The sequence below is a fragment of the Amorphus coralli DSM 19760 genome, from assembly GCF_000374525.1.
GTDB lineage: Bacteria > Pseudomonadota > Alphaproteobacteria > Rhizobiales > Amorphaceae > Amorphus > Amorphus coralli.
Map to the genome: position 1 here is coordinate 390,302 of NZ_KB894570.1, position 20,951 is coordinate 411,252.

At 67.4% G+C, this 20,951-nt stretch carries 20 protein-coding genes; 12 read left to right on the plus strand and 8 right to left on the minus strand.

Annotated elements, in window-relative coordinates; translation table 11 throughout:
* Nucleotides 1–15 precede the first annotated feature (15 nt).
* Nucleotides 16–1,227, minus strand: coding sequence for a UbiH/UbiF family hydroxylase (locus C507_RS0101745; protein ID WP_018697927.1), 1,212 nt, complete (start codon nt 1,225–1,227; stop codon nt 16–18).
* Nucleotides 1,228–1,369: 142 nt separating this feature from the next.
* Here C507_RS0101745 and C507_RS20070 point away from each other — a divergent pair, with 142 nt between their 5' ends.
* From C507_RS20070 to C507_RS0101765, 4 genes are all read left to right on the plus strand, one after another.
* Nucleotides 1,370–2,302 carry a DUF2182 domain-containing protein gene (locus C507_RS20070; RefSeq protein WP_018697928.1) on the plus strand — a complete coding sequence of 311 codons (933 nt, stop codon included), beginning with the start codon at nt 1,370–1,372 and terminating at the stop codon, nt 2,300–2,302.
* 39 nt (nt 2,303–2,341) lie between these two features.
* Nucleotides 2,342–3,079, plus strand: coding sequence for a TerC family protein (locus C507_RS0101755; protein WP_018697929.1), 738 nt, complete (start codon nt 2,342–2,344; stop codon nt 3,077–3,079).
* 90 nt (nt 3,080–3,169) lie between these two features.
* Nucleotides 3,170–4,144 carry a quinone oxidoreductase family protein gene (locus C507_RS0101760; protein WP_018697930.1) on the plus strand — a complete coding sequence of 325 codons (975 nt, stop codon included), beginning with the start codon at nt 3,170–3,172 and terminating at the stop codon, nt 4,142–4,144.
* A 19-nt stretch (nt 4,145–4,163) separates the two neighbouring features.
* Entirely contained in the window at nt 4,164–5,396 is a 1,233-nt protein-coding gene (locus tag C507_RS0101765; RefSeq protein ID WP_018697931.1) for a M20/M25/M40 family metallo-hydrolase, read from the plus strand.
* Between the two features lie 22 nt (nt 5,397–5,418).
* On the opposite strand, the gene C507_RS20075 is transcribed toward C507_RS0101765, so the two are convergent.
* Nucleotides 5,419–6,633 carry an MFS transporter gene (locus C507_RS20075; RefSeq protein WP_018697932.1) on the minus strand — a complete coding sequence of 405 codons (1,215 nt, stop codon included), beginning with the start codon at nt 6,631–6,633 and terminating at the stop codon, nt 5,419–5,421.
* A 290-nt stretch (nt 6,634–6,923) separates the two neighbouring features.
* Here C507_RS20075 and clcA point away from each other — a divergent pair, with 290 nt between their 5' ends.
* The 7 genes from clcA (at nt 6,924) to hflX (ending at nt 16,263) form a co-directional block, all read left to right on the plus strand.
* The gene (clcA, locus tag C507_RS20080; protein WP_018697933.1) at nt 6,924–8,297 is read left to right on the plus strand and encodes a H(+)/Cl(-) exchange transporter ClcA; all 1,374 of its coding nucleotides are present in this window, start codon (nt 6,924–6,926) and stop codon (nt 8,295–8,297) included.
* A 108-nt stretch (nt 8,298–8,405) separates the two neighbouring features.
* Entirely contained in the window at nt 8,406–10,667 is a 2,262-nt protein-coding gene (locus tag C507_RS0101780) for a sensor histidine kinase NtrY-like (RefSeq protein ID WP_018697934.1), read from the plus strand.
* 6 nt (nt 10,668–10,673) lie between these two features.
* The gene (ntrX, locus tag C507_RS0101785; protein WP_018697935.1) at nt 10,674–12,044 is read left to right on the plus strand and encodes a nitrogen assimilation response regulator NtrX; all 1,371 of its coding nucleotides are present in this window, start codon (nt 10,674–10,676) and stop codon (nt 12,042–12,044) included.
* A 96-nt stretch (nt 12,045–12,140) separates the two neighbouring features.
* Nucleotides 12,141–13,517: a Trk system potassium transporter TrkA gene (gene trkA / locus C507_RS0101790; protein ID WP_018697936.1), complete on the plus strand. Its 1,377-nt coding sequence runs from the start codon at nt 12,141–12,143 to the stop codon at nt 13,515–13,517.
* A gap of 64 nt (nt 13,518–13,581) precedes the next feature.
* The gene (locus C507_RS0101795; protein ID WP_018697937.1) at nt 13,582–14,445 is read left to right on the plus strand and encodes a D-amino-acid transaminase; all 864 of its coding nucleotides are present in this window, start codon (nt 13,582–13,584) and stop codon (nt 14,443–14,445) included.
* Between the two features lie 189 nt (nt 14,446–14,634).
* Nucleotides 14,635–14,883 (plus strand): RNA chaperone Hfq, encoded by a 249-nt coding sequence (gene hfq / locus C507_RS0101800; RefSeq protein WP_018697939.1) that lies wholly within the window; start codon nt 14,635–14,637, stop codon nt 14,881–14,883.
* Complete coding sequence (gene hflX, locus C507_RS0101805) at nt 14,884–16,263, plus strand: GTPase HflX (RefSeq protein ID WP_018697940.1); 1,380 nt, start codon at nt 14,884–14,886, stop codon at nt 16,261–16,263. It begins immediately after the preceding gene.
* A gap of 24 nt (nt 16,264–16,287) precedes the next feature.
* Here the strand turns inward: hflX and mazG are convergent, their stop codons facing one another.
* The 6 genes from mazG to C507_RS0101835 form a co-directional block, all read right to left on the minus strand.
* Nucleotides 16,288–17,118 (minus strand): nucleoside triphosphate pyrophosphohydrolase, encoded by an 831-nt coding sequence (mazG, locus tag C507_RS0101810; protein WP_026318758.1) that lies wholly within the window; start codon nt 17,116–17,118, stop codon nt 16,288–16,290.
* Nucleotides 17,119–17,120: 2 nt separating this feature from the next.
* Nucleotides 17,121–17,423, minus strand: coding sequence for an Rdx family protein (locus C507_RS0101815; protein WP_018697942.1), 303 nt, complete (start codon nt 17,421–17,423; stop codon nt 17,121–17,123).
* An 84-nt stretch (nt 17,424–17,507) separates the two neighbouring features.
* Nucleotides 17,508–17,942: a PACE efflux transporter gene (locus C507_RS0101820; RefSeq protein WP_018697943.1), complete on the minus strand. Its 435-nt coding sequence runs from the start codon at nt 17,940–17,942 to the stop codon at nt 17,508–17,510.
* 130 nt (nt 17,943–18,072) lie between these two features.
* Nucleotides 18,073–18,510: a PACE efflux transporter gene (locus C507_RS0101825; RefSeq protein WP_018697944.1), complete on the minus strand. Its 438-nt coding sequence runs from the start codon at nt 18,508–18,510 to the stop codon at nt 18,073–18,075.
* An 80-nt stretch (nt 18,511–18,590) separates the two neighbouring features.
* Complete coding sequence (locus C507_RS0101830; protein ID WP_018697945.1) at nt 18,591–19,025, minus strand: PACE efflux transporter; 435 nt, start codon at nt 19,023–19,025, stop codon at nt 18,591–18,593.
* A gap of 622 nt (nt 19,026–19,647) precedes the next feature.
* Complete coding sequence (locus C507_RS0101835; RefSeq protein ID WP_018697946.1) at nt 19,648–20,208, minus strand: TetR/AcrR family transcriptional regulator; 561 nt, start codon at nt 20,206–20,208, stop codon at nt 19,648–19,650.
* 219 nt (nt 20,209–20,427) lie between these two features.
* On the opposite strand from C507_RS0101835, the gene C507_RS0101840 reads away from it, so the two are divergent.
* The gene (locus C507_RS0101840) at nt 20,428–20,892 is read left to right on the plus strand and encodes a nuclear transport factor 2 family protein (RefSeq protein WP_026318759.1); all 465 of its coding nucleotides are present in this window, start codon (nt 20,428–20,430) and stop codon (nt 20,890–20,892) included.
* The last annotated feature ends 59 nt before the right edge of the window (nt 20,893–20,951 follow it).

Here is a 20,951-nt window from a genome sequence, read left to right on the forward strand (position 1 = left end):
GCGTGCCTGCGCCGGTCAGCCCAGCGGCAGACCGCGGCTCAGACGGGGGGCACCGAGGCTCGGCGTCAGGCCCTCGCGCATCATGAAGCGACGCAGCGGACCGACCCGTGTCGCCGCGTAGAGGCCGAGGCCGCGCGCCGCGGAGGCTGGCAGGAATTCCGACAGAAGCGACCGGTTGAGGAGGTCGACGGCCAGCGTTCGGCTCTCGATGTCGGCCTTGCGGCTGCGCTTGTAGGCGGAAAGCGTCGCCGCGCCACCCAGATCGTCTCCCTTGCGCCGGGCGGCGACGAGAATTTCCACGAGGCCGGCAATGTCGCGAAAGCCGAGATTGAGCCCCTGGGCGCCGATCGGAGGGAAACGATGCCCGGCCTCGGCCACCAGGACGGTGCGGTGCGCCGCGAGCTTGCGCGCGACCATACCGCCCAGCGGGATCGCGCCACGGACCTTTTCCACCGTCACCTTGCCGAGCAGCCGGTGGCTGCGTCGCTCGATCTCCCGGGACAGCTCGCCGTCGTTCAGCGTCTCGATCCAGGCGAGGTTCTCCGGCTTCTCCACCCAGACCAGGCTGGAGCGGCGCGCCTCCAGCGGCACCACCGTGAAGGGCCCCGAGGGCGTGTGGAATTCCGTCGAGGCATCGTGGTGGGGGCCGGTGTGGCCGAAGATCGTCACGAAAGCGTGCTGCGGATAGTCCCAGGTGCGCACGCCGATACCGGCGGCCTCGCGCATGAAGGAGCGCGCCCCGTCGGCGGCAACGGCGAGCCGCGCCCGGACCCTGCCGCCTTCGGTCTCCAGCTCGATGCGATCGCCCGCATCGACAACCCCGACCACAGGCTCCGCGACCCATTCCAGCCCGGCCGCGTCGGCCGCGGCCAGAAGCGCCTCGTTCAGGCGGTCGTTCTCGATGTTGAATCCGAAGGCCTCCAGCCCGATCTCGCCAGCCTCGAAGGCCACCTCGGGTGCCCGGACCAGCCTGCGGGTGGCATCGACAATGCGCATGGTGCGCATGGGGGCGGCATGGGCCGAGGCGCGGTCCCAGGCGCCAGCGGCACCCAGTACATTGACCGATCCGGTCAGCAGTGCCGTGGTGCGGGGATCGGCACCCGGCCTCGGGCCCACGAGAACCGTGTCGAAACCCTGCGCCTTGAGAAGCAATGCGGCGGTCAGACCCGCCGGTCCCGCGCCAACGACGGCAATCTCGTGGCTGCGGTCACTGTCGTGCTCATGCATGGCTCGTCTCCGCTTCGGGTCTCGCCGCGACTGCTCCGGCGATGCTATTAGCATGTGGAGGCCGTGGCGCGAGTGCCCAGCCCCCGCGACACTTGATCCGCAGACCGGGGCCTCGAACGGCCCACTCCGGACAGACCGTTTGATGCCGAACCGGCAACCGACCCAGACCGTTCCGCAGCCCGACACGCTGCCCTCCGACCGACCGCGGGTCAGCGGCGGGGTTCGACGCGGTACGGCGGTGACGGTCGCGACGACACTCGTCGCCGCGTTGCTCGGCTGGATCTATCTCGTCTTCGTCGTGCTGGCCGTTCCCGAGCCGCTGCGCGCCAATCTCGGCCCCGGCATGAACCTGACCACGCTTGGCGGGGCACCGGACGTGCCGGCCTTTCTGGCGGCGCTCTGTGTGCCGGCCACGCTGACGACCGGGGTGGACTGGACGGCGCTCGCCGTCACCTTCGCCATGTGGGTGGCGATGGTGTTCGCCATGATGCTGCCGACCGCGATCCCGATGTTCGCCACCTATTCGCGGATCTTGGCGGACACGGCGCAGACGGGACAGCGGCGCCCATCGCGGACGCTGCTTGCCGCCGGCTATACCAGCGTCTGGGTCGGCTTCGCCCTCGTTGCGACGCTCGCGCAGACCGGGCTCGTCTGGCTCGGCACGCTGTCGCCGGCCATGACGCCGCTCGCGCCCGCGCTCGCGGGCATGACGCTGATCGCGGCAGGTCTCTACCAGTTCACACCAGCCAAATATGCCTGCCTCGTGCGCTGCCGGGCACCATATTCGGTGCTTTATGCGCGCTGGCGGTCCACCGGCTTCGGCATGCTCCGTCTCGGCGTCGAGGAGGGGCTCTTCTGCCTCGGGTGCTGCTGGACCCTGATGCTGGTGATGTTCGCCGTCGGCGTCATGAACGTCGTGTGGATGGCGCTGTTCGCCGCGCTGATGGTGGCGGAAAAAATGGGGACGGGACGAAAACTCACCGTCGGCATAGGGATCGGACTCGTGGTCTGGGGCGTTCTCCTCGTCGCCGTGTCCGAACCGGGCCGGCGTCTGATCGGGATGCTGCAGCTTTAGGCCTGCTCCGCGGGGCGGAGGGCAAGGGGAGACGACTGCATGGAGTGGATCACGGATCCGCAGATCTGGGCGAGCCTCGTCACGCTGACGGTGATGGAGATCGTCCTCGGCATCGACAACATCGTCTTCATCTCCGTTCTGGTGTCGCGATTGCCCGAATCGCAGGCCGACAAGGCCCGCAAGATCGGCCTGGGGCTGGCACTGATCTTCCGCATCCTGCTGCTTCTGGTGATCTCCTGGATCATCGGCTTGACGGCGCCGTTGTTCTCGGCCTTCGGGCTGGATTTCTCCTGGCGCGACGTCATCCTGATCGCCGGCGGCACCTTCCTGCTGGTCAAGGGCACGCTGGAGATCCACGCCGGCATCGAGGGCGAGCACGAGACACCGGGCCAGAAGACCGCGCATCCCGCCTACTGGTCGGTGATCGCGCAGATCCTGGTGATCGACATGGTGTTCTCCGTCGATTCCATCATCACCGCCGTGGGCATGGCCGAGCACGTGGAGGTGATGATCGCGGCCGTGGTGATCTCCATCGCCATCATGTTCGTGGCCTCTGGCCCGGTGGCGGCCTTCATCAAGCAGCACCCGACCACCAAGATGCTGGCGCTGTCGTTCCTGCTCCTGATCGGCGTGGCGCTGATCGCGGACGGGCTCGGCTTCCACATCCCGCGCGGCTACATCTACTTCGCGATGGCCTTCTCCGCGCTGGTGGAACTGCTCAACATCGCGGCGCGCCGAAGGCGGCAGCGTGCCTCGGCCGGAGCGGGCGACCACTGAGCAGCCAATGGCACGGCCGTGCGCCTCCGCTCTCGCGGGCGGCGCGGCCGTCGCCTATAAGCGCTGACAGGCAGATACAGGGAGGCTCCCATGACCAAGGCAATCGTCATTCGTCAGACCGGTGGACCGGACGTCCTCGAATGGTCAGAGACCACCGTCGGCGAGCCCGGTCCGGGCCAGGCGCGCATCCGCCATACCGCCATCGGGCTCAACTTCATCGACACCTATTTCCGCTCCGGCCTCTACAAGGCGCCGCAGCTGCCGTTCTCGCCTGGCAACGAGGGCGCCGGCGTTGTGGAAGCCGTGGGCGAGGGCGTCGACTGGGTCGCGCCGGGTGATCGGGTCGCCTATGTCGGCACGCTGGGCGCCTATTCGGAGGCACGGCTGATCGAGGCCGACCGGCTGGTGAAGATTCCCGACGGCATCGACGACCGCGAGGCGGCCGGCATGATGCTCAAGGGCATGACGGCGCGCTATCTGCTGCGCAAGACCTATCCGGTCACCGCCGACACCACGCTTCTCTTCCATGCCGCGGCCGGCGGCGTCGGCCTGATCGCCGGCCAGTGGGCCAAGCATCTGGGCGCCACCACCATCGGCACGGCCGGCTCGGAGGAGAAGGTCGAACTCGCCCGGCAGCACGGCTACGACCACGTCATCAACTACCGCACCGAGAACTTCGTCGAGCGGGTGAAGGAGATCACCGGCGGCAAAGGCGTCGACGTGGTCTACGATTCGGTGGGCCAGGACACCTATCCGGGCTCGCTCGACTGCATCCGGCGGCTCGGCATGTGGGTGCCGTTCGGCCAGTCGTCGGGACCGATCAAGGACTTCGAGCTGCAGCTTCTCAACGCGAAGGGGTCGCTGTTCACCACCCGCCCGACGCTGTTCCACTATATCGTCGAGCGCGAGGAACTCGTGGAGACGGCGAACGATCTCTTCGATGTGGTGCGGTCCGGCGCGGTGAAGATCCGGGTCAACCAGGACTACCCGCTGCAGGAGGCGGCCCGGGCGCACACCGACCTGGAAAGCCGCAAGACGACGGGCACCACGGTGCTGATCCCATGAGGCGCATGAGGCGAACGCGATGATCGAAACGGAGGTGGACAGTCGCTTCGAGGACGCGGTCGCGTTCCTCCAGGCCCTGATCCGGGTGCCGAGCGAGAACCCGCCGGGCGACTGCGCCGAGGCGGCGGACCAGATCGCCGAGCTCTACCAATGGCTCGGCTTCACCGTCGAGCATCACCCGGTTCCCGATCCCTTCGTCCGCCAGTACGGGATGCGCAGCGCCACGAACCTGGTGGTGCGGCGCACCTTCGGCGACGGATCGGGTCCGACCATCGCGCTGTCCAGCCACGCCGACGTGGTGCCGCCCGGCGAGGGCTGGAACATGGATCCCTATGCCGGGCAGATCCAGGGCCAGTCGATCTACGGGCGCGGCGCCAACGACGCCAAGGGCGACCTGGCCACCTACGCCTTCGCGCTGAAGGCGCTGGAGGCGGATGCCGAGGCCCGCGGGGCCAACGGCACGGTGGAACTGCACATCTCCTTCGACGAGGCCGTCGGCGGCTTCATCGGGCCGCAGTGGCTGCTGGGGCAGGGGTTGAGCGCGCCGGACTACGCGATCTGCGCGGGCTTCGTCAGCGCCGTCACCACGGCCCACAACGGCTGTCTCCACCTTGAGGTGGTGGTGCGCGGCCGCTCCGCGCATGCCGCCGTTCCCGAGGCCGGTCGCGACGCCCTGGAGGCCGCCACGCCGATCCTCGCCGCGCTCTACGCGGAACGGAAACGGCTCGCCGACGTGACCAGCGCGGAACCGGGAATCGGCGCCGCGAAGCTGACCGTCGGCACCATCGCCGGCGGGCTTCACACCAACGTGGTGCCCGACCGGGTGGTGATGCGCATCGACCGGCGGCTGATTCCGGAGGAGACGCCGGAAGCCGTGGAAGAGGGATTGACCGCGCTGGTGCTGGCCGCAGCGGGCGAGCAGGAGGGCATCGAGGTGGAGTGCCGCCGGGTGATGCTCGCCGGGGCCATGCGGCCGGTGGCGGGCGTGGACCGGTTGGTTGAACCGATCAGGGCGCACGCCGAGGCGGTGCTGGGCGAGGCGGTGCCGGTCACCGGCGCGCCGGTCTACACCAGCGCCCGCCACTACGCGGCGGCCGGCGTGCCGACGGTGCTCTACGGTGCCAGCGCCCACATCACCGGCGAGACCGACACCCATGCGGCCGACGAATACCTGCGCCTCGACCATCTGCGCACGGCGACCACGGTCGTGGCACTGGCGCTCGCCGACCTGCTCGGCGCCCGGCGCGACTGACCGACGGACGCGCGGCGGCGGCTCAGTCCTCCACGCGCGGCGGCGGCGGTGATAGCAGCAGCGGCAGGAGCGAGGCGACCTGCGCCACCAGCAGGATCGCGAACGCCACCCGGTAGCCGATGGCGGTGGCGCCGCCATCGGCCGCGGGGAAGAAATCCAGCAGCTCGCCGAACAGCCATTGGGTCACGAAGGCCGACACGAACACGAAGAAATTCAGCGCGGTGTTGACCCGACCGGCGGCGGCACGGCTGTAGGCCGACGACAGGACGGCGAAGCAGGAGACGCCCACCGTGCCGGTGATGCCATAGAGCAGCCAGAGCGGCGCCGTGCGCTCCGGCGGCAGCACGATCATCAGGAGCTGCACCGCGAAGAAGGCGAGGCTGCCGAGGATCACCACGCGCTCCACCGACCGCCCGCCGCGTGCCGCCTGCTGCACCAGCCAGCCGAAGCCAATGAAGCCGATCATCAGCGCGATCGCCATCATGGACAGCCAGGCGGCCGCTCCGCTCGCCGATGCGCCCGCCGCGTCGCGCAGCCATGGCCCGGCCCAGAGGCTCCCCACCGACAGCGTCACCCCCTGGACCATCGCCGACAGCGGACAGATCCGCCAGAACGCCTTGTGCGACAGGATCGCCCGCATTTCCCCCAGCAGTTGGCCCAGCGGCGGCGGCGTGCCGTGCATGTCGCGGCGCGGCACGAGGGCGAAGGTGGCGACGGCGGAAACCAGCATGGCCACGCCGATGACGTCGAAGACGCCGCGCCAGCCCAAGGCCTGGACAAGGACGTCGGTCGGGGTGCCGCCGAAGAAAGCGCCGACCGAGCCGGCCGCCATGTGCAGGCCGTTGATCATCGGGATCCGGTCGGCCGGGAACCAGAGCCGGTAGGCGGTGAAGGCGGCCGTCAGGCAGGTCGCGGTACCGAGCCCGATGATCAGGCGCGCGCTGCCGAGCTGCAGAAAGGACGAGGCGTGCGCGAACAGGAAGCTGCCCGCGGCGGCGAAGACCAGCAGCGTCGCCTGCACCTTGCGCGGGCCGAACTTGTCGATCAGCACGCCGAACGGCAGCTGGGCACAGGCGAAGGCGAAGAAGTAGAGACTGGTGAGAAGGCCCAGCTCGCCCGGCGTCAGGGCGAAGTCGGCACTGATCGGTTCACCGGCCACCGCGTTGATGACGCGGGCCAGGTAGCTGATGAGATAGCCGAGCGAGAAGGGCAGGAAAACGCGGACAAAAAGGTGCATGGGCTCACGCGATGACGGCCCGGCGCGGGACGCGTCAGGCTGCGTTGCGGCGACGGATCGCAACGCGGAACATGCAGGGTCGCCGCCGAGAGCTATCCCGCCATCTGTGGTCGGTGCAAGGGTGACGATCGCACGGTCCGGAGCGGCACGGCGGCCGTACAGCTTGATCAGGCAGGAAACTCGCGCTAGCCGCTAAGGGGGGTGTCGTCGGGTCGGGCAGGGGATCCGGTCGGCGGTCAGGCGCAAGAGGGGGCGGAACCATCGTGACGAAGCCGGGAGTTCCATCGCGCGTGTCGGACGCGCGGTTCTATGTCCTGGCCGTCGTGGTGGGGCTCGGCACCGGCATCCTGGGAACCTGGTTCCACCTCATCGCCGACTATCTGCTCATGCTGCATCGCGACACCGCCCTCCATCTCGGCCCGGTGACGGGCGCGGTCGCCGGAGCGCTGTCCAGCTGCGTCATGGTGGTGCTCGCGGTCTTCCTGGTTCGCCGCTTCGCGCCGGAAGCCGGCGGCTCGGGCGTCCAGGAGATCGAGGGCGCGATGGAGGACCTGCGCCCGCTGCACTGGCGCCGGGTGCTGCCGGTGAAATTCTTCGGCGGGCTGCTCTCCATCTCGTCAGGCCTGGTGGTCGGGCGTGAAGGACCGACGATCCACATGGGCTCCAGCATCGCCGCTGCACTGGCGGAATGGGCGAAGCCTGGCAAGACGGAGCGCAAGGGCCTTCTGGCCGCGGGCGCTGCCGCCGGTCTCGCTGCCGCCTTCAACGCGCCGCTGGCTGCCGTGCTCTTTGTCATCGAGGAAACGCGCAAGCAGTTTCCCTACACCTTCCGCACCTACATGGGCGTCGCCATCGCCGCCGGGTTTTCCACGCTGATGACCCAGGAGATTGCCGGTGTCGGACCGGACCTGGCGATCATGAGCATGTCGGTCGCACCGAAGCACCTGATCGGCTTCGTGGTTCTCGGCGCGGTGCTTGGCGTGTTCGGGGTGATCTTCAACCGGCTGCTGCTGTGGACGCTGGACGCGGTCCGCGTGCTGGGCGAGCGCACCAACCCCTACCTCTTTCCCGCCGTCTGGGGCCTGGCGATCGGCGGCCTGCTGGTGCTCTATCCGGAGGCGGCCACGGGCGGCGAGAGCCTCATCCTGTTCCTGGTCAAACAGCACTGGACGGTGCTCGGCCTGTTCCTGCTGGTGTTCCTGCGGCTTGGCTCAACCATGGCAAGCTACGCCACCGGCGCACCCGGCGGCATCTTCGCGCCGATCCTGACGCTGGCCACGTCCACCGGCCTGGCGCTGGGAGCGGCAGCGAGCGTCGTGTTTCCCGGCGTGGAAGGGCTGCCGGTCGCGTTCGCCATCGCCGCCATGGGCGGTCTCTTCACCTCCACGATCCGGGCACCGATGGTCGGCATCGTCCTGGTGCTGGAACTCACCGGCTCTTTCGATCTCCTGCTCGCGGTGTTCGTCACCTGCATCGTGTCGAACATCGTGGCGGAATCCCTCGGCGGCCGGCCGATCTACGAACAGCTTCTGGAACGGACGCTGCGGCTTGCCGGACAGCCGGTGCCGGAACCGGGCGAAAGCCATATGCCGGTCGAACTTGGCTGGCAGGAAGGCGCGAAGCGCGCCGAAACCGATCGAAATCGCTCCGACACGCCGGGCTGATCCCCGTCGGTAGCCGCTACGGGTCGACCATCCCGTCTCATTTCTGCAACATTGTTGTCTATCGGTAACGGACTCACCGGCCGACTCGGGCATCCGATTCAGGGTTACATGACAACCAGCGACGTCCTTCTCAGCGAACCACTTCCCGGGAACGGCAACGAGCGAAGCCGCTGGTCGCGCCCGATCCGCCTCGGCGTGATCGGCCTCTCGCTGCTTTCCGTCACGGTCACCTTCCTGGTGCTGACGGGGCTCACTCCCATCGATCCCACCAACCAGGTGGTTCTCCTGGCGCTGATCGTGAACGGCGCCCTGGTGGCCTTGATGCTGCTCGGCGTCGCCTGGGAAATCCGCAGCCTCTGGCTCGCCCGGCGCGCGCGCAAGGCCGGTGCGCGGCTTCATGTGCGCATCCTGGCACTGTTCTCGCTGATGGCGGTGCTGCCGGCGGCACTGGTCGCCGTCGTGGCCGTCATCACGCTGAACCGGGGGCTCGACCGCTGGTTCGAGGACCGGACCCGCGACATCGTCGAAAACTCGGTGGCCGTCGCCGACGCCTATATCGAGGAGCACGCACGCGTGCTGCGCGGCGACCTGATCGCCATGTCGCACGATCTCGACCGGGCACGGCCGATGTACGATCACGAGCCGGCACGGTTCGATTCCTACCTGCAGACCCAGGCTTCGCTGCGCCTGCTGCCCAAGGTGTTCCTGCTGTCCGGCAGCGGATCGGTGATCACGAGCGCGGTGATCAATCCCGACCTGCAGATCGCCATGCCTCCGGAAGCCGCGCTCCAGCGCGCCGAGGACGGCAGCCCGGTGATGATCGCGCCGGGCGATGCAGATCAGGTGGGCGGCATCATCCGGCTCAAGGCCTACGAGGACCTCTACCTCTACATCGCGCGACCGATGGACCCGCGCGTGCTCGAATATCTGCGCCTGACGCAGGACAACGCGGAGGAATATTCGGCGCTGGACGAAAGCCGGCTGGGCATGCAGGTGGCGTTCGCCCTGGTCTATGCCGGCGTGACACTGGTGCTGCTGGTGTCGGCGCTCTGGCTGGGCTTCGGCTTCTCCAACCGGCTGGTTCAGCCGATCCGACGCCTGATCGACGCGGCCGACGAGGTGTCGCACGGCAACCTCGCCACCGAGGTGCCGATCAATCCGCATGACGGGGATCTGGCTCACCTGGGCGAGACCTTCAACACCATGACGACACAGCTCAGGTCGCAGCGGGAAGAGCTGCTGTCGGCCAACGAGCAGATCGACCAGCGGCGCCGCTTCACCGAGGCCGTGCTCGCCGGCGTGACCGTCGGCGTGCTGGGCATCGAGCCTGACGGACGGGTCTCGCTGGCCAACCGTTCCGCGCTCGACATCCTGGGCACGCGCGAGGATGCGCTGGTCGGCCAGTCGCTGCGCGACGGCGTGCCGGAACTGGCGAGCCTGATGGACACCGGGCCGCGCCTCGGCTTCCGCGCCCGCCAGGGCCAGATCACCCTGCACCGGGACGGCAAGGAACGCATCGTGGCGGTTCGCATCACCGTCGATCGGGCCGACGCGCGCCACCAGGGCTGGGTGGTGACCTTCGATGACATTTCCGATCTCGTGTCCGCGCAGCGCACCTCCGCCTGGGCGGACGTGGCCCGGCGCATCGCCCACGAGATCAAGAACCCGCTGACACCGATCCAGCTGTCCGCCGAGCGGCTGAAGCGGCGCTACGGCAAGCGCATCGAGGACGACCGCGACGTATTCGACCAGTGCATCGACACCATCGTGCGCCAGGTGGGCGACATCGGCCGGATGGTCAACGAGTTCTCCTCATTTGCGCGGATGCCGAAACCGGTGATCGAGGAGCGCAATCTTACCGAGGCGGTGCGCGAGGGCGTCTTCCTGCAGAGCGTCGGCCATCCCGACGTGCGGGTGGAGACGCATTTCCCGGAAGGCAAGGTGATCGGCTGGTTCGATCACCGTCTGATCGTCCAGGCCATCTCCAACCTGGTGAAGAATGCCGCGGAATCCATCGAGCAGGTGGACGAGGCGGAGCGGGCGGCAGCGCCCGGCCATATCGATGTCTCGATTCGGACCGAAGACGACGTCCACATCGTCGAGATCGTCGACAACGGCATCGGTCTTCCGCAGGAAGGCCGCCAGCGCCTCCTGGAGCCCTACATGACCACGCGCGAGAAGGGCACCGGCCTGGGCCTGGCCATCGTCGGCAAGATCGCCGAGGACCATGGCGGCCGCGTCGAACTCCTCGATGCCAAGGCGGCCGGTCACGATCACCGCGGCGCCTGCGTCCGCTTCATTCTCGCCGTCGCCGGTCCCACCGGCGAGGCGGTTCCCGCCCTGCCGGCTTCACCCTCCAATCCGGAATAAGGATCCATGGCAACCGACATTCTCATCGTCGACGACGAGCGCGACATTCGAGAACTCATCGCCGGCATTCTGGAGGACGAGGGCTTCTCTGCCCGCACCGCCGCTCATTCCGACGAGGCGCTGGAGGCGATCGCCACCCGCAAGCCGAGCCTGATGTTTCTCGACATCTGGCTGCAGGGCAGCCGGCTCGACGGACTGGCGCTTCTGGACCAGGTGAAGGAGCAGCATCCGACCCTGCCCATCGTCATCATTTCCGGCCACGGCAACATCGAGACGGCGGTTTCCGCCATCAAGCGCGGCGCCTACGATTATATCGAGAAGCCGCTGAAGGCCGACAGGATGATCCTGGCGGCCGAACGGGCGCTGGAAGCCTCCAAGCTGCGCCGGGAGATCGCCGACCTGAAGGCGCGCGCCGGCGAGGCGGGCGAACTGGTCGGCCAGTCGGCGGCGATGAACACGCTGCGCACGATGATCGACCGTGTGTCGCCGACCAACAGCCGCATCATGCTCACCGGACCGTCCGGGTCCGGCAAGGAACTGGTGGCACGCTCCATCCACGCGTCGTCGCAGCGCACCGGCGGTCCGTTCGTCATCGTCAACGCCGCCACGATCACCCCGGACCGGGTTGAGGAGGCGCTGTTCGGCACGGAATCGTCGAACGGCGGGCCGCGCGTGGTGGGGGCGCTGGAGGAGGCCCACGGCGGCACCCTCTATCTCGACGAGATCGCCGACATGCCGCTGGAAACCCAGGGCCGCATCCTGCGGGTCCTGGTGGATCAGACCTTCACCCGGGTCGGCGGTTCCACGCGGGTCCAGGTGGACGTGCGCATCATCTCCTCGTCGGCCCGCGACCTGCAGGCGGAGATCGAGGACGGCCGGGTGCGCGAGGACCTGTTCCACCGGCTGAGCGTGGTCCCGATCCGGGTCCCGTCGCTGGCGGAACGGCGCGAGGACATCCCGGTGCTCGTCGATCACTTCATGCGGCAGATCACCACGGCGGCCGGCCTGCCGGCGCGGCTGATCGGCGAGGACGCCATGGCGGTGCTGCAGGCGCACGACTGGCCGGGCAACATCCGGCAGCTGAAGAACAACGTCGAGCGGCTGCTGATCCTGACCCGCGACCAGGACGAGGACGAGCCGATCTCCGCGGATCTGCTGCCGTCGGAGGTGGGCGCCCTGGTGCCGCCGCTGTCGTCGGGGCCGGGCGGGGAGCACTTTATGGCCTTGCCTCTGCGGGACGCCCGCGAGATCTTCGAGCGCGACTATCTGAAGGCCCAGATCAACCGGTTCGGCGGCAACATTTCCCGCACCGCGGAGTTCGTGGGAATGGAACGCTCGGCCTTGCATCGCAAGCTGAAGTCGCTAGGCATCGCATAGCACAAAACCGCCGAACCGATCGGCGCCTGTGGGTGATCTGGCTGTGAGCGCGGACGACGACGCCGGAACGGCGTCCGGTCCCGTGAGCGAGGGCGAATGCGCATCGTGATTTGTGGGGCCGGGCAGGTCGGTTTCGGCATTGCCGAGAAGCTCGCCCAGGAGGAGAACGACGTGTCGGTGATCGACACGTCGGCCCGGCTCGTGAGCATCATTCGCGACACACTCGATGTGCGCGGCGTGGTGGGCTACGGCTCGCATCCCGACGTGCTGGCCCAGGCCGGGGCGGAAGATGCCGACATGCTGATCGCGGTGACCCAGGCCGACGAGGTCAACATGGTCGCCTGCCAGGTGGCGCACACGCTGTTCAACGTGCCCACCAAGATCGCCCGGGTGCGCGCTCAGAGCTACCTGCAGCCGCACTACTCCGACCTGTTCGCCCGCGATCATCTGCCCATCGACGTGATCATCTCGCCGGAAATCGAGGTCGGCGAGACGGTGCTCCGCCGGCTGTCGCTGCCGGGCGCGGTGGAGACAGTGAAGTTCGCCGACGGCGCGGTGCTGGTGGTGGGCATCCTGTGCAACGAGGACTGTCCGGTCATCGACACGCCGCTGCGGCAGCTGACCGAGCTGTTCCCGGACCTCGGTGCCGTCGTCACCGGCGTGTTCCGCAACGGCCGGCTGTTCGTGCCGCAGAGCGACGACACGATCATGATGGGCGACCTGGTCTACGTGGTCGCCCGGGTCGACCAGGTGCGCCGCACGCTGGGCATCTTCGGCCACGACGAGCCGGAGGCGAAGCGCGTGGTGATCGCCGGCGGCGGCCATATCGGCGCCTACGTGGCCGGCGAGCTGGAGCGCCGCAAGCCGGACGTGAAGGTGAAGATCATCGAGCAGTCGCGCCAGCGCGCCGTCGACATCGCCGACGAGCTGCGCCGCACGGTGATCCTGCACGGCTCGTCGCTCGACCAGGACATCCTGCGCGAGGCCGATATCACCGATGCCGACGTGATGGTGGCGGTCACCAACGACGACCAGGCCAACATCATCGCCGGCGTGATGGCCAAGACGCTGGGCTGCAAGCGCAACCTGAGCCTGATCAACAACGCCAGCTATCCCGCCTTCGCCCATGCGCTCGGGATCGACGCCTACGTGAACCCGCGGGCGGTGACGATCTCGCGCGTCCTGCGGCATGTGCGCCGGGGCCGCATCCGGTCGGTCCATTCCTTGCAGAACGGTGCAGCGGAAGTGATCGAGGCGGAGGCGCTGGACACCTCGTCCCTGGTGGGCAAGCCGCTCAGGGACCTGAACCTTCCGGCGGGTATCCGCATCGGGGCGATCTACCGGCGCAAGCAGGCGATCACCCCGGAGGGCGATACCCAGATCATGCCCCGCGACCGGGTGGTGATCTTCGCGCTCGCCGAGCGCGTCCGGCAGGTGGAGCAGATGTTCCGGGTGAGCCTCGAATTCTTCTGAGCGTCGCGGCGCCGCGGGAACGGCGCGCGCCGTTCGGCGTCCAGTCTATGCAAGTGGAGTGATCATGAGCCGCATCGCCTACGTCAACGGCCGCTACCGGCCCCACGATCTCGCGACCGTCCACATCGAGGATCGTGGCTACCAGTTCGCGGACGGGGTCTACGAGGTGTGCGAGGTCAAGGATGGCGCGCTGATCGACACCACGCGCCACCTGGCGCGGCTGGAGCGCTCGCTGTCGGAACTGGAGATTCCCGAGCCGATGGGCCGCAAGCCGCTGGTGGCGGTGATGCGCGAGGTTGTGCGCCGCAACCGGGTCAGGAACGGCATGGTCTACATCCAGGTCACCCGGGGCGTTGCGCCGCGCGAGCACACCTACCCGATGGCCGGCACGCCGTCCGCGCTGGTGATCACGGCGCGCGCCGCCGACCCGCGCAAGGCGGCGAAGACGGCGGAAAACGGCGTCGCCGTGATCTCCGTGCCGGACAACCGCTGGGAGCGGGTGGACATCAAGTCGGTGTCGCTGCTGCCCAACGTGATGGCCAAGGAGAAGGCGAAGCGGGCAGGGGCCAAAGAGGCCTGGTTCGTGGATGCCGACGGCTACGTGACGGAAGGCTCGTCCACCAATGCGTGGATCGTGACGGCGGACGGCGCGCTGGTGACGCGCCCGGCCGAGCACGGCATCCTGAAGGGCATCACCCGGGCGGCGATCCTGGACCTTGCGCAGCGCGACAACCTCACCGTCGAGGAGCGTCCGTTCACGCTGGAGGAAGCCTACGCGGCGCGCGAGGCCTTCATCACCGCCGCGACGACGCTTGTGATGCCGGTGGTGCGCATCGACGACCACGCCATCGGCAACGGCCAGCCCGGCTCGATCGCCAGCGGGCTGCGCGAACGGTTCCACGAGGTGGTGGAAGTCACTGCCGTTTGATGAAGCCGTGGCAGAGATGGCACGGACCGTGCAGCGATCGGGTCTGCGAGCCCGGCTCGTTTTCGACGTTGCGAACGAAAAGGAGACCGACCATCTAACTCAGACTGAAGCCCCATAACGGTGGGGGGCGCCCGCGGCGAAGAGGGCGTCCGCACAACGAACCACCCCATAAGAAGGGAATGCAAACTTATGGCTGACCGGACACAAAACCTACAAGACACCTTTCTGAACTATGTCCGCAAGAACAAGACTCCGCTGACAATCTTCCTTGTGAATGGTGTCAAGCTCCAGGGCGTGGTGACCTGGTTCGACAACTTCTGCGTCCTGCTGCGGCGCGACGGACATTCACAACTCGTCTACAAGCACGCGATCTCGACCGTCATGCCGAACCAGCCGGTTCAGCTCTTCGATCCGACCGACGAGACTGCCGGAGGCTGATTGGAACACCGTCCTCCCGAGACGTCCCTGACGACCCGCCCGGCACCCGATGGCGTGGCGGAGGGGACAGGGGCGCGTACGCGCGCCCTGGTCATCCTTCCGGACCTGAAGCAGCCGGTCGACGCGCGTGCCGCGTCGGCCGGCTCGCCGGTGCCGGAGCGCTCTCCCGACGCACGGCTTGAGGAGGCCATCGGCCTCGCGCTCGCCATCGATCTCGACGTCGTCGCCTCCGGCATCGTCAAACTGGCGACGCAGCGTCCTGCGACGCTGTTCGGCACCGGCAAGGTTGAGGAGCTCAAGCTCCAGGTGACCACGGCCGAGGCCAGCCTGGTTGTCGTCGACTACCCGCTTTCCCCCGTCCAGCAGCGCAACCTGGAACGCGCCTGGGGCGTGAAGGTCCTCGATCGGACCGCCCTGATCCTGGAGATCTTCGGCGACCGCGCGAACACCCGCGAAGGCGCGCTGCAGGTCGAGCTTGCCCATCTCCAGTGGCAGAAGAGCCGGCTGGTGCGCTCCTGGACCCATCTGGAACGCCAGCGCGGCGGCTACGGCTTTCTCGGCGGCCCCGGCGAGACCCAGATCGAGGCCGACCGCCGGCAGATCCAGGAGCGGATCACGCGGCTCGAGCGCGACCTGGAGGACGTGCGGCGGACGCGCAGCCTGCACCGCAAGAAGCGCAGCCGGATGGACCAGCCGGTGGTGGCGCTCGTCGGCTACACCAATGCCGGCAAGTCCACGCTGTTCAACCGGCTCACCCACAGCGAGGTGCGCGCCCAGGACCTGCTGTTCGCAACGCTCGACCCAACCCTGCGCCGGGTGAAGCTGCCGCACGGCATGGAAATCGTGCTGTCCGACACGGTGGGCTTCATTTCCGATCTGCCGACCCACCTGGTGGCCGCCTTCCGGGCGACGCTGGAAGAGGTCGTGGAAGCGGACCTGATCCTGCACGTCCGCGACATTGCGCATCCGGACACGGCGGCCCAGGCGTCCGACGTGGAGGCGACACTCGCTGCACTCGGGATCGATGCGCAGGAGCCCGGCCGGCTGATCGAGGTCTGGAACAAGATCGATCTTCTGGGCGATGCCCAGCGCGAGCGGATGCTGGCGGAAACCGGCACCGAAACGGTTGCGGTGTCCGCACTCACCGGGCTTGGCGTCGATCGGCTGCTCGACACGATCGAGGGCCGGCTGACGGAGGGCCGGCGCGAGGCCAAGGTGAGCCTGCCGTCCGAGGACGGTGAGCTTCTGGCCTGGCTCTACCGCACCACCGAGGTTCTGGAGCGCGTCGACAAGGACGACACGATCCGGCTGACGGTGCGCATACCGCATTCGGCGGCGGACCGGTTCCAGGAGCGGGCAGGGGCCTACGTCATTACCTGACGGCCGCGGGCGGCCTCCCCGCCGCTACGACCGCTCGCGCGTCTTGGCGTCCTGCCAGAGCGCTTCCATCTCGTCCAGGCTCGCGTCCTCGATCGTCCGGTCAGCGGCCTGAAGCCCGGTCTCGATGTGGCGGAAGCGGCGGCGGAACTTCTCGTTTGTGCCGCGCAGCGCATCCTCCGGATCGACGTTGAGGTGACGGGCGAGATTGGCCACGGCGAAGAGCAGGTCGCCGACCTCCTCGGCAACAGCCGCATCGCCGCGCGACCCGGTGGCGAGAGCCTCCTCGAGCTCGTCGATCTCCTCTCGGATCTTGGCGAACACGGGTCCCGGCTCGCCCCAGTCGAAGCCGACCTTCGCGGCCTTCTTCTGCAGCTTTTCGGCGCGGGTGAGCGCGGGCAGGGCGGCCGGTACGTCGTCGAGCCGTCCCTTGGCGGCGAGAGCCTCCACCGTAACACCGGCGCGTTCGGCCTTGAGCCGCTTCTCCTCGGCCTTGATCTCGTCCCACAGCGCCTTGACCCGCTCGGGCGGCAGATCGCGCGCGTCGCCGAACACGTGCGGATGGCGGCGGACAAGCTTTTCCGTGATGGCCTCCACGACGCCGCCGAAATCGAAGGCGCCGTCTTCCTCGGCCATGCGGGCATGGAAGACAACCTGGAGCAGCAGATCGCCGAGTTCGTCACGCAGATCCTCGCTGTCGCCGCGTTCGATCGCGTCGGCGACCTCGTAGGCCTCCTCGATCGTGTAGGGCACGATGGTCGCGAAGGTCTGCTGCACGTCCCACGGGCACCCGGTCTCCGGGTCGCGCAGGCGCGCCATGATCTCGATGAGGCGCGCGATGTCGCGCGAAGGCGTGATCGTCATTCGGAGCCTTGCGTGCCGGAGGAACGGTCGATGTGGCCAAGATCGCGATCGGGATCCATGTGATCGCGCACGCGCTGCTTGAGCGCCTTCACGTCGGGAAAGCCACCGTCGCGCACGCGCTCCCACACAAGCGTCCCGTCGATCTCGATGGTGAAGATGCCACCGGTCCCGGGAATCAGCGTGACTGCGCCGAGCTCCTCGGAAAAGGTCGACAGGAGTTCCTGCGCCATCCAGGCGGAGCGGAGCATCCAGTTGCACTGGCGGCAGTAGGTGATGGTGATGCGGGGCTTGTCGATCATGGGCGACAGACTCGGGCGAGGGGGCGTCGAATGCAAGCCGAAGAAAGGGCCTGGAAGGGCGCACCGGCCTGGTCCAGGTGGAGCCTAGCGCGGTTCCGCCGCGCGCTCGTCCGCGATCGGGAAGATCGTGTCATAGGCGAGATTGAAGACGAAGGCGTAGACCCCGTAGAACACTAGGAATCCGGTCTGCATGACCGCCGCGTTCCACAGGCTCGTGCCGAGGAACCAGGCGATGAACAGTATGAGAACGCAGACGAGGACGGCCTGAAAGATCAGCGTGTGGAGAACGCGGATCGGCATGGTCTTCCGGGTGGACCCGCGGATGCGCAGCATCGCGATGTCGAAGCCGAGATTGTAGGCGTAGTTCCAGGCCATCGCGATCAGCGAGCAACCAATGGCGAGGCCGCCCATGGTGACCGGCGGAATGCCGAAGATCCAGGAACCGAAGGGCGTGGCCAGGGCCAGTCCGATGAGTTCGAAGCTGATGATGTGGCGCAGTCGGTCGCGGACTGTGCGCATGGCGACGGATTCCCGAAAACTGGTGCGGCCCGAGCGCCAGAAATACGGGCCGGGAGGAGAGGGCGTATCCGCTCCGACGCGGACTTAAGCCGGGGACGCCGGTTCGGCAAGCCCGGATCGGGAGACGAGCTCAGGACTCCGCTCGGGAGCTGCGCTCTTCGCGGATGGGAAAAACCATATCGTACAGCCAGTTAAACACGAGCGCGTAGACCAGGTAGAAGCTCGCGAACGCCACGTCCATCATCAGTGCTACCCAGAGCGTAATTCCGAGAAAGGCCGAAATCAGCGGCACGACGAACAGGAGAAGGCCGCCTTCGAACAGGATGGCGTGCAGAACCCTCAGCGGAGCGGTCTTGCGCGTCGTGCCGCGTGTGCACAGCATCGCCGTGTCGAAGACGACATTATAGATGTAGTTCCAAGCCATCGCGATCAGCGAACCGACGATGGTCACGGCGCTCATGTCGACCGGCGGAATGCCGAAGACCCACGCGCCGAGTGGCGTGACGAGCGCAAGGCCGATCACCTCAAAGAGAATGACGTGGCGCAGCCTGTCGCGGGTTGTCCGCACGGTGATCGTCTCCCGGTGGTTCTGTAGCCGCGGCCGGCGGCCGATCCCCGCCGTGACGGGTGCCGGGGGGCGCACCAGCGTCAGCGGGTCGCCTGCACAGCCTCGTCAGGTATCGGGAAGACGACGTCGTAGGCCCAGTTGAAGACGAAGGCATAGACCAGGTAGAAGCCCGCGAACGCGAGATCCATCATCAGGGCCTCCCACAGAGTGATCCCGAGATAGGCCGAGATCAGCGGCAACAGGACCAACAGCAGGCCGCCTTCGAACAGGAATGCGTGCAGGATGCGGAGCGACACGGTCTTCCGGGTGGTGCCACGCAGCCGCATCATCAGCTTGTCGAAGCCGAGATTGTAGACAAAATTCCAGCCGGTCGCGATGAGCGAGCTACCCACCGCGATGGCGCCGATATCGGTGGGCGAATGGTCGAAGACCAGAGTTCCGAGCGGCGTGGCCAGTGCCAGACCGAAGAGCTCGAAGCAGATGGTGTGGCGAATGCGGTCCCCAGTCGAGCGCATGGAAGGCTCCCGATCGTTTCGAGTATCGGGTCGTCCCGACGGTGGGCGTTGCGGCCCGTGAGGTCGTCCACACGGCAGGACCGATCTAGTCATCCGGGCCTGCGGCGGCAAGCGCTTTCGGACTGCCGCCGCGTCTTGGCCCGTCGCGCCGAGACCGCCGGTTGCGACTACGGCACGGCATTGGCGCGGCCCACCGGGCCGACCCGGATGCAACGCCATGGAGAAGGGTTCGATCCGGCGAGAAGCGCTCAACGGCTGCGTCAGAGGGCGGGCAGCTGGCTTACGCGACCGTGCGAGGCAGGAGGCGGTCCAAGCCAGGCAAACCAGGCGCGTCCAGGCGGTCACATCTGCCGCCCATATACACAAGTCGCATAAGATGCATTATGGAACATAAATAAACGATGACGGTCAGGTGTTTGGCCAATCCGGGCGTCGCTGCGGGTCACGGGCTGTCTGCCCATGTCATGCGCTGCAAACCTGCAGCGCCAACCAGGAGACGCGACTAGAGATCATCCCGGCCATCGTACACCCGCGGCGCCGTCCGGTCATAAGCGCCGCGCATGCCACGACGCACTCTGAGCCCGGGCCTGTCCAACGACCGGCAAACCGGAATGGTGGCTTGCTAGATCTCCGCCGCTGCAAGAAGCGTTTCGGCGGCACACCTTGCATCACCGGCCGGATCGGCCTCGTGGCCCAGATGGGCGGTGACGATGGCGCCTTCCTTCAACAGGAGCAGCATTCGGGTCAGCTGCTCGGCATCCGTGGCGCCGGCCGCGCTGACGATCTTCACCAACTGGCGATAGAGAAGCCGCTTGTGCTCTGCGGACTGGGCGTGGATCGGATTCTGCGGTTCCGGATATTCCGACGCCGCCTTGATGAACATGCACGATCGAAACTCCGGCGATGCGAACCATTCGCCCAGCGCATCGAACATGGCCAGAATCTGAGCGCGTGGCGGTCCGGCCTCCTCCATCCGGCGGAACAGCCAATTGCGGAAATCCTCGTCCCGCAGCCGAAGCACGGCCAGGATCAGTTCTTCCTTGGTGCGGAAGTGCCTGAACATCGTGGTCTTGGAGATGCCGGTCTCGGCGGCAAGCCGATCCATTCCTGTCGCGTGGAAGCCTTCGCGATAGAAGATCTTGAGCGCTTCACGCACCAGTTCGTCGCGCTTGGGGGGACGCATCTGCACCTCATACTGAACCGATCTGTTCCTTATCTAGTGCGTTCGGATATGGATTGAAAGCCCGGTTTCCGGAACGAATGCCAAGAGCGATCACGGGTTCGTGAACGCAGAACCGGCGAAACTGGCGATGGATGGGTTTTCCAACGAAACCGATCGGTGCATAAACCGCGCATCGAAACGAAACCGATCGGTATCGATTGAGCCGGATTGGACAGACCCATGACACGCCCTCCGCTGCCTCCCTTCGATCAAGACATGGCTGCCCTCAAGGTTCGCGCCGCCGAGGACGCCTGGAACACACGTGACCCGCACCGGGTTGCCGCCGCCTACACGCTTGATACCGCGTGGCGAAACCGCTCGGAATTCCTCATCGGCCGGGATGCGGTCGAAACCTTCCTGGCGCGCAAGTGGCGGATGGAACTGGAATATCGGCTCATCAAGGAGCTTTGGGCGGTCTCCGGCAATCGCATCGCCGTCCGCTTCGCCTATGAGGCGCGAACTCCGGACGGCCAATGGTTCCGCGCCTACGGCAACGAGAATTGGGACTTCGCGCCCGATGGCCTGATGGCGGTGCGCCGGGCCTCCATCAACGACGTGCCGATCGCCGCTACGGATCGCCTGTTTCACTGGCCGCTGGGGCGCCGCCCTGACGACCATCCCGGCCTGTCGGCCCTCGACCTCTGACCTGAGACCGCCCCCGCCGGCCAAGGCCGCAGGGGGTCCGGCTCGCCTGCCCGGCAAGC

Coding starts and splice junctions, on each gene's coding strand:
- C507_RS0101780 (WP_018697934.1), top strand. CDS start 8,406: ATGACAACCAGCGACGTCCTTCTCAGCGAACCACTTCCCGGGAACGGC.
- C507_RS20075 (WP_018697932.1), bottom strand. CDS start 6,633: ATGCACCTTTTTGTCCGCGTTTTCCTGCCCTTCTCGCTCGGCTATCTC.
- C507_RS0101745 (WP_018697927.1), bottom strand. CDS start 1,227: ATGCATGAGCACGACAGTGACCGCAGCCACGAGATTGCCGTCGTTGGC.
- C507_RS20070 (WP_018697928.1), top strand. CDS start 1,370: ATGCCGAACCGGCAACCGACCCAGACCGTTCCGCAGCCCGACACGCTG.
- C507_RS0101840 (WP_026318759.1), top strand. CDS start 20,428: ATGACACGCCCTCCGCTGCCTCCCTTCGATCAAGACATGGCTGCCCTC.
- C507_RS0101830 (WP_018697945.1), bottom strand. CDS start 19,025: ATGCGCTCGACTGGGGACCGCATTCGCCACACCATCTGCTTCGAGCTC.
- ntrX (WP_018697935.1), top strand. CDS start 10,674: ATGGCAACCGACATTCTCATCGTCGACGACGAGCGCGACATTCGAGAA.
- trkA (WP_018697936.1), top strand. CDS start 12,141: ATGCGCATCGTGATTTGTGGGGCCGGGCAGGTCGGTTTCGGCATTGCC.
- C507_RS0101755 (WP_018697929.1), top strand. CDS start 2,342: ATGGAGTGGATCACGGATCCGCAGATCTGGGCGAGCCTCGTCACGCTG.
- C507_RS0101815 (WP_018697942.1), bottom strand. CDS start 17,423: ATGATCGACAAGCCCCGCATCACCATCACCTACTGCCGCCAGTGCAAC.
- C507_RS0101760 (WP_018697930.1), top strand. CDS start 3,170: ATGACCAAGGCAATCGTCATTCGTCAGACCGGTGGACCGGACGTCCTC.
- C507_RS0101795 (WP_018697937.1), top strand. CDS start 13,582: ATGAGCCGCATCGCCTACGTCAACGGCCGCTACCGGCCCCACGATCTC.
- C507_RS0101765 (WP_018697931.1), top strand. CDS start 4,164: ATGATCGAAACGGAGGTGGACAGTCGCTTCGAGGACGCGGTCGCGTTC.
- C507_RS0101820 (WP_018697943.1), bottom strand. CDS start 17,942: ATGCGCACAGTCCGCGACCGACTGCGCCACATCATCAGCTTCGAACTC.
- C507_RS0101835 (WP_018697946.1), bottom strand. CDS start 20,208: ATGCGTCCCCCCAAGCGCGACGAACTGGTGCGTGAAGCGCTCAAGATC.
- hfq (WP_018697939.1), top strand. CDS start 14,635: ATGGCTGACCGGACACAAAACCTACAAGACACCTTTCTGAACTATGTC.